This is a genomic window from Microcoleus sp. A003_D6 (assembly GCF_036702825.1).
Lineage (GTDB): Bacteria > Cyanobacteriota > Cyanobacteriia > Cyanobacteriales > Microcoleaceae > Microcoleus.
The window spans coordinates 23,874-30,103 of sequence record NZ_JAUBWA010000009.1 but is presented as its reverse complement, the minus strand read 5'-3'; the positions used below and the strand labels follow the sequence as shown (position 1 = coordinate 30,103).

Below are 6,230 nucleotides of genomic sequence, written 5' to 3'. Positions count from 1 at the left end.
GAACGGGCCGGAGAGCCCGTTCCTAAAGGAATTATTTCTAACTTACACCCAAGACGGCAGCCACATCCTAATTTGCCATTCCATTTGCGACAAAGGCAGTCCCAAATAGATAGGCATCCAGAAAATAAAAGCACCGAAAACCAGAAAAATAATTGTTACTCCCATCCCTCGGAGTCTAGTTTGAGGGCTGTGCAGCCACCTGTCAACCCACCAAGCAAGCGCTAAGGCTGCAAACACGGAACAGCCCATATAATGATACAAAAATACACAGCGAGTCACCTTAACCCAAGGCAGTAAATTAGCAGCCCAATTAACTATTAAATACAACGCCAGCCACATTTGGGCAGTCGGCGGAAACAAAATCGGCTGCTGCTGTTCTATCGTGTCAACAGAAACCTCGCTGCGCGTTTTCAACCACACCGAAATCCGGTGTACTAAAATGCCGATTACTAACATTAAAGCCAAGGTTGACAGCCACCAAAGCAAGGGATTTCCCATCGCGTGAACGTCAAAGATTACCTCAGTTGCACCTTCAGGTAAAGGTGGCAAAACCGGATCGGGTTGTGCATTGTTGCTAGCTTTTTTGAAGAAGTAAACTATCGGGCGCAGCATCAACGGCCAACCGTACCACGCGGAACAATAAGGATGCACGTCGGGGCCGCTTTTAATCCGCTGGTGATAAGTCAAAATCTCCGTTTGCATCTGCCAGAAATTGGGAGTGGGATTAAAGTGCAGGTGAGGAATCCAAGAGATGCTGTAAACTAAAATAGGAATAATAGCTAGACTCAAGCATAGTTCTATAAAATTGAGTTGAATCAGTTTTTGTACGGGACTTTCGGCAGGAATTAGAGCTGAATCTACCTCGCGGCTTTGTTCTTCATTTCCTCTGTTTCCCTGGAGAAAACGCACCGCCCAAGCGCAGATTAAAATCAAATAAGTACCGAAAAGAAACCACAATCCGTTCCATTTAATAGCAGCCGAAGCGCCGAAACCGGTACCGGCTAGTACCAGCAAAAGCCAGCGCTTTTTGCCTTCTGCTTCTACGGATTTTAAAATAAATAACTGACCTAAAATCCCCAAAAAAACCAGATAAATGTTATTGAGCGCGTAGCGAGACTCAACTAAAAACAAACCGTCGCAGGCGATAAATAAAGCAGCAAGAAAAGCAAAGGTGCGGCGCGGAACTAGCTGATAAGCCAGGGCTCCCACAACTAGGGGAATAAACGAACCTGTGAGAGCATTCAACCAGCGGTAATCCCAAGGGGAAAGCAGGGAACCAGCCATACTGTTGACGGCTGTTTTTCCGAATGGAAGATGAGTGCCGATCCAAATGCCGATCGCAATTATGTACTGGCTCAGAGGCGGGTGAGCGTTGAAAAAGGGAGTTTTGGTAAGATAATCGTTGGCAAACTTCGCGTAATAAACCTCGTCAAATACTAAAGTGTTAAATCGCTCTAGTTCCCAAAAACGGAGAGTTAAGGAAAAGAGGAACACACCGAGAATTCCCAGGGAAAAAACAAAAGTCGATTTGTTGAATTGTTTTTTGTTGATTTTCATAAAACAGCAGAAATAGTAGATGCTAGATTTGGGGGTACTAATTTAAAAATACTGAATAGAGAATAGCGTAAAAACTACAATTATGAATTTTAATACCAGTTTAAAAGAAGAATGCAACTGTAGGCCCGCGATCCAAACCCCGATAGTCATAAGTCATTCCCAATTCTTTAATCTAAAATCGTTCGACTGAGCACTCACGCCGAAGTCTAAATTGTCAAATGGTATAACCTTTGCTGCGGCAAACCCGATCGCACCCCCGCCCACGCAAACTAATCTAACATTATACCCTAAAAAAAGCGGCTCCGCTTGTCGCAGAACCGCCGTCACAGAGGATGAAAAATCAAAACTTAACGCACAGCACCCTGTACTGAAGGTGATTCAATTGTTTTCATGAAGTACAGCTTCACTAATTGCCAGCCGTTCGACAAGTACAGAGGCAATTTTTGGAAGAACTGCAAGAATTTCGGAGTATTAGAAGCAACAATTGCAGTCAACTGCTGATTGTTCTTGAGACAAATATCCAGGCGTTCGTAAAATTCTGGATTGTTCACGTCCAGCATCACGGGGAATACACGGCCTGCTGTTTCGTTGGTCTTTTTAATCACTTCAATGTCGTATTCGCGAGCATCGAGTCCGAGCGATCGATAAAAACCCGCGCGCTGGATATCATTGAGATACATTGTCGCGAATACCGACAGCAAGAAGAAACGGCACCACAGCTTAGCGCGCCAATCGTTCAACATCTGAGGCTGAGCTCTCATCACCGCATCGAAGAAATCTCCGTGGCGGTTTTCATCCTGGCACCAATTTTCAAAGAATCGGAAAATCGGATAAATCTGGTCTTCAGGATGCGCTTTCAAGTGTTGATAAATCGTGATGTAGCGCCAATAACCGATTTTTTCAGATAAGTAAGTGGCGTAGAAAATAAACTTCGGCTTAAAGAATGTGTAACTGCGGCTCTTTGTCAAGAAACCCAAATCCAGGGACAAACCAAAGTCGGACAGGGCTTTGTTGAGGAATCCGGCGTGCCGCGCTTCGTCCCGCGACATCAGTAAGAAACCTTCGGCGAGTACCGGATTTTTGTCCTTGAGCTTGCGTGCCAATTCTTTGTATAACAAGAAGCCGGAAAACTCAGCGGTGCAAGAGCGTTCCAGGAATTCAATGAATAATTTGCGCTTTTCGCCGTCGATGTGTTCCCAAGATTGATCGAACTCGGCATCGCGCACGAAGTGGGTTTTGTTGTAGTCAACGCGGAACTCTTTGATAATTGCTTCGAGTTCAGCTTCGTTTACCGAGATGTCCATTTTGGCCATCTCGTCAAAGTCTGTGGTGTAAAATCTCGGCGTGAGAATAGTTTCTTTGGCTGGGGTTTTCGCTTCTTGCTGTTCTGCAAAAGCGGGTTTTTTGAGGGAATCTACCATATTTTTATTGGATTTCTGCTTATAATTGCTGGCTCGTTTGAGGTGTCGGGTACTGGGGGCGATCGATCGCCCTTGTCTGTCCGGCTAGCGTTGGCGGCGCGATCGGTTTGGCGCTGCGTGTGGAATCCAGGTCAAAGCTGCTGTAATTTCCACGCCCTCCAGTTTACCAAGCTCTCGCCCCTGGAAATATATTGCTGGCGTTAAGAATTGCTACGCAAAATTACTCACTGGGCATTGGGCATGGGGCATTGGGCATGGGGAATTGGTAGTAAATAACCAATAACTTCGGACAATGCACAAATATCTGCTGGTGTCAAGCTGTTTAAACACCAAAGAGAAAGTACAAAATATATATTGAGGGAGTCCAATAGTTAGAATAACCATGCAGGACGGTCAGAAAATGAGCAATTTAGGTGTTAGTTACCTTTTATGGGCAGCTTGTTTTTTCGGCCCATTCGGACTCCACCGTCTTTACAACGGCAAGATTGCCACGGGTTTGCTGTGGCTGTGTACCTTTGGGTTGTTTGGGTTCGGGCAGTTGTTTGACTTGCTGCTGCTGCCGAACATGGTGGACGAACACAATGCCAGTTTCAGGGGCAAACTGGGGGTATCTCCTGAAGGTATACCGCTATATCCGATCGGCGGGGCGATCGCCGCGACATATCCCAAGCAAACTCCAGACCAGTTAGGGGTTAAACTCCTGAAGGCAGCTTATACCAAGAACGGAAGATTATCTGTCACCCAAGGGGTGATGGCAACCGGCGCTACTTTTGCCGAAGTGGAAGAGGCTTTCACGGCAATGCTCAAAACCGGTTATGTCAGTATCGAGAACGATTCAGTAACTGGCGTCGTGATCTACCACTTTCACGAACTCTAAGCAGCAGAGAGGGGGAGAGGGGGAGAGGGGGAGAAGGGAGAGAGGGGGAGAGGGGGAGAGGGGGAGAGGGGGAGAGAGGGGGGAGATTTAAATGTAGGGTGCGTCAGCTAGGGGATTTTATGTGTTGTTCGAGAAGCTAATGGCTGACGCACCCTACGGGGGATTTAAATGCTGCGAGCGTCAGCTAGGGGATTTTATGTGTTGTTCGAGAAAGCTAATCGCTGACGCACCCTACTACTTGATATTGCTTGCCGAGCAGTTGTTGCCGTTTTTCGAGTAAGCATTGCCGGCAAAATCGGCTAGAATGTTTGTTTGTCTATACAATCCGAAAGTATTTAGTGTCATGGCAGTCCCTAAGAAGAAAACCTCCAAATCCAAGAAGAATATGCGCAAGGCCACATGGAAGCGCAAAGCTGTAGTGGCAGCTCAGAAAGCTCTGTCTCTGGGCAAATCTGTTCTGACTGGGCGTTCCAACAGTTTCGTTTATCCCGGCAATGAAGAAGAGGAGGAAGAATAGAAACGGAATACCGGGCATTGGGCGAACCCGATGCCCGATCGATCAATCAATTTTTGCTGTTGGTAAAATCAGCATGGCATCGCCAAAGGAATAAAAGCGGTACTGATGCTCGATCGCTTCTCGGTACAAATCCAACAGCCGAGGCCTTCCAATCATCGCACTTACCATCATCATCAAAGTAGAGCGGGGCAAGTGAAAATTGGTAATCATCCCCTCTACAACCCGCCACTTGTAACCAGGGTAAATAAACAAATTTGTCGGGCCGCAAAAAGGCTGCAAGGAAAAATCGCCGCTCGCCGCCGCCGCTCCCTCTAAAGCTCGCACTGCTGTTGTACCCACAGCAACGATCCGCCCGCCTCTGGCTTGAGTTTCCCGGATTTTCTCGACGGTGGCGGGGGGTACTTCCACCCATTCGCCGTGCATTTGGTGAGCCGTCACGTCTGCTACCTCCACCGGGCGAAACGTCCCTACTCCAACGTGCAGGGTGACGAAAGTTTTTTCGATTCCCCGCTGCTGCAAGCGGCTGAACAATTCTTCGGTGAAGTGCAGGCCTGCTGTGGGGGCAGCCACCGCCCCTGGCCGATCGGCATAAACAGTCTGGTACTGTTCCGGTGTAGCTTGGGAATTGTCGATGTAGGGCGGCAGGGGTACGTGGCCGTATTCGTCTAAAAACTTCACCAGAGTCACATCCGTGGGGATGTCAAACTCCAACAGCCGTCCCCCTGTTGCGTCATCGCGGGCTACAACTGTCGCAGTCAGCCGATCGGGTAGTGTGGCTACGGCCCCTTGCGGAATGCAACAACAAGGGCCTGCTGCTTCCTCGTGGCACTCTGGGGCGATCGGGTCAAATTCAATTTTTGCTCCCAACTTTAAGCGTTTCCCCGGTTTAACCAAAGCCAGCCAACAGTTGTGCTGCCGTTCTTCCATCAACAATATCTCCACAGCCGGGCCGTTGGGTTTGTGCCCGTAGAGCCTCGCTGGCAGCACGCGGGTGTTGTTCAGTACCAGCAAGTCGCCCGGTTGCAGCAAGTCGGGTAAATCCCGGAACATCCGGTGTTGCTGGCTGCTGGGAGAATCTACAGCCAGCAAGCGAGAACTGTCCCTCGGCACTGCGGGATTTTGGGCAATGCGCGAGGGCGGAAGTTCGTAGTCGTAGCCGTCCAAACACCAGTCAATCTCTGTCATCGAGTGAATTCCTATCAAATCAATCTGTCAACTAGGTAACAAATTGGGTAAAAACCCCCATCCAAAGTCGGGTGCTTTTCCCCTTGTGGTGGCGGGTAGAGTCCGCGAGGATAGAGGTATAGCATCAGCTTTGCTCATAAGGCTCATAAGGATCGTTATGGAATACCTCTACTACATCGCCAATACTAGCCTTACTCTGAGAGTCGTGGATTACCTACGCACGGCTCATCATCTTCCCTTGCAATTTATCACTGTTATTCACCAAATTGACGGCTGGGTGGTGAAGGTGAAAATGAGCCAATATTTAACTCCAGAAATGCACGGGGATTTTCGGGCTTTTATGAACGAACTCGGGATTCCTTGCGATCCTGAAATTCGCTTGCAAATGGCACTTTGGAGTTTGGAAACGGGACAGTCACCGCTGAGCGTGATGCGCCGCTACCAGGTGGCCGTGGTTTGTCACGGCAGCCCTGACCGCAAAGAAATTGAAGCGTTTCGCCAACAATTTGTCAAGGGTCTGGGATATTGCCCGGAAACTCTCGCCTAGATTGCTACGCATATAAATTAGCTGTTATGGCAGAGCCGGAGAGGGAGAGAAGGGGACAGGGGGAGAAGATTTAACTGTTTTTTCACCTCCGTTAAAGATGAAGAGAGAAATGCGCGACAGCCTAGG

General features: G+C 48.4%; 6 protein-coding genes. 3 read left to right on the top strand and 3 right to left on the bottom strand.

The genetic code is table 11. The features are described 5' to 3' along the window. Nucleotides 1-42 precede the first annotated feature (42 nt). The gene (locus tag QUB70_RS04560; RefSeq protein WP_332978612.1) at nucleotides 43-1,557 is read right to left on the bottom strand and encodes a dolichyl-phosphate-mannose--protein mannosyltransferase; all 1,515 of its coding nucleotides are present in this window, start codon (nucleotides 1,555-1,557) and stop codon (nucleotides 43-45) included. 347 nt (nucleotides 1,558-1,904) lie between these two features. Further along, nucleotides 1,905-2,978, bottom strand: coding sequence for a magnesium-protoporphyrin IX monomethyl ester (oxidative) cyclase (gene acsF, locus QUB70_RS04555; RefSeq protein WP_332978611.1), 1,074 nt, complete (start codon nucleotides 2,976-2,978; stop codon nucleotides 1,905-1,907). 400 nt (nucleotides 2,979-3,378) lie between these two features. Between acsF and QUB70_RS04550 the strand changes: the two genes are divergently transcribed. Both QUB70_RS04550 and rpmF read left to right on the top strand, forming a co-directional pair. Next, nucleotides 3,379-3,855, top strand: coding sequence for a TM2 domain-containing protein (locus tag QUB70_RS04550; RefSeq protein WP_332978610.1), 477 nt, complete (start codon nucleotides 3,379-3,381; stop codon nucleotides 3,853-3,855). Between the two features lie 343 nt (nucleotides 3,856-4,198). After that, nucleotides 4,199-4,372, top strand: a complete 174-nt coding sequence (gene rpmF / locus QUB70_RS04545) for a 50S ribosomal protein L32 (protein ID WP_006632406.1) — start codon at nucleotides 4,199-4,201, stop codon at nucleotides 4,370-4,372. Between the two features lie 42 nt (nucleotides 4,373-4,414). Here rpmF and queA read toward each other — a convergent pair whose 3' ends face one another. Continuing rightward, nucleotides 4,415-5,557, bottom strand: coding sequence for a tRNA preQ1(34) S-adenosylmethionine ribosyltransferase-isomerase QueA (gene queA, locus QUB70_RS04540; RefSeq protein ID WP_332978609.1), 1,143 nt, complete (start codon nucleotides 5,555-5,557; stop codon nucleotides 4,415-4,417). A gap of 157 nt (nucleotides 5,558-5,714) precedes the next feature. On the opposite strand from queA, the gene QUB70_RS04535 reads away from it, so the two are divergent. Next, on the top strand, nucleotides 5,715-6,104 hold the full coding sequence (locus QUB70_RS04535; RefSeq protein WP_332978607.1) for a hypothetical protein: 390 nt from the start codon (nucleotides 5,715-5,717) through the stop codon (nucleotides 6,102-6,104). The last annotated feature ends 126 nt before the right edge of the window (nucleotides 6,105-6,230 follow it).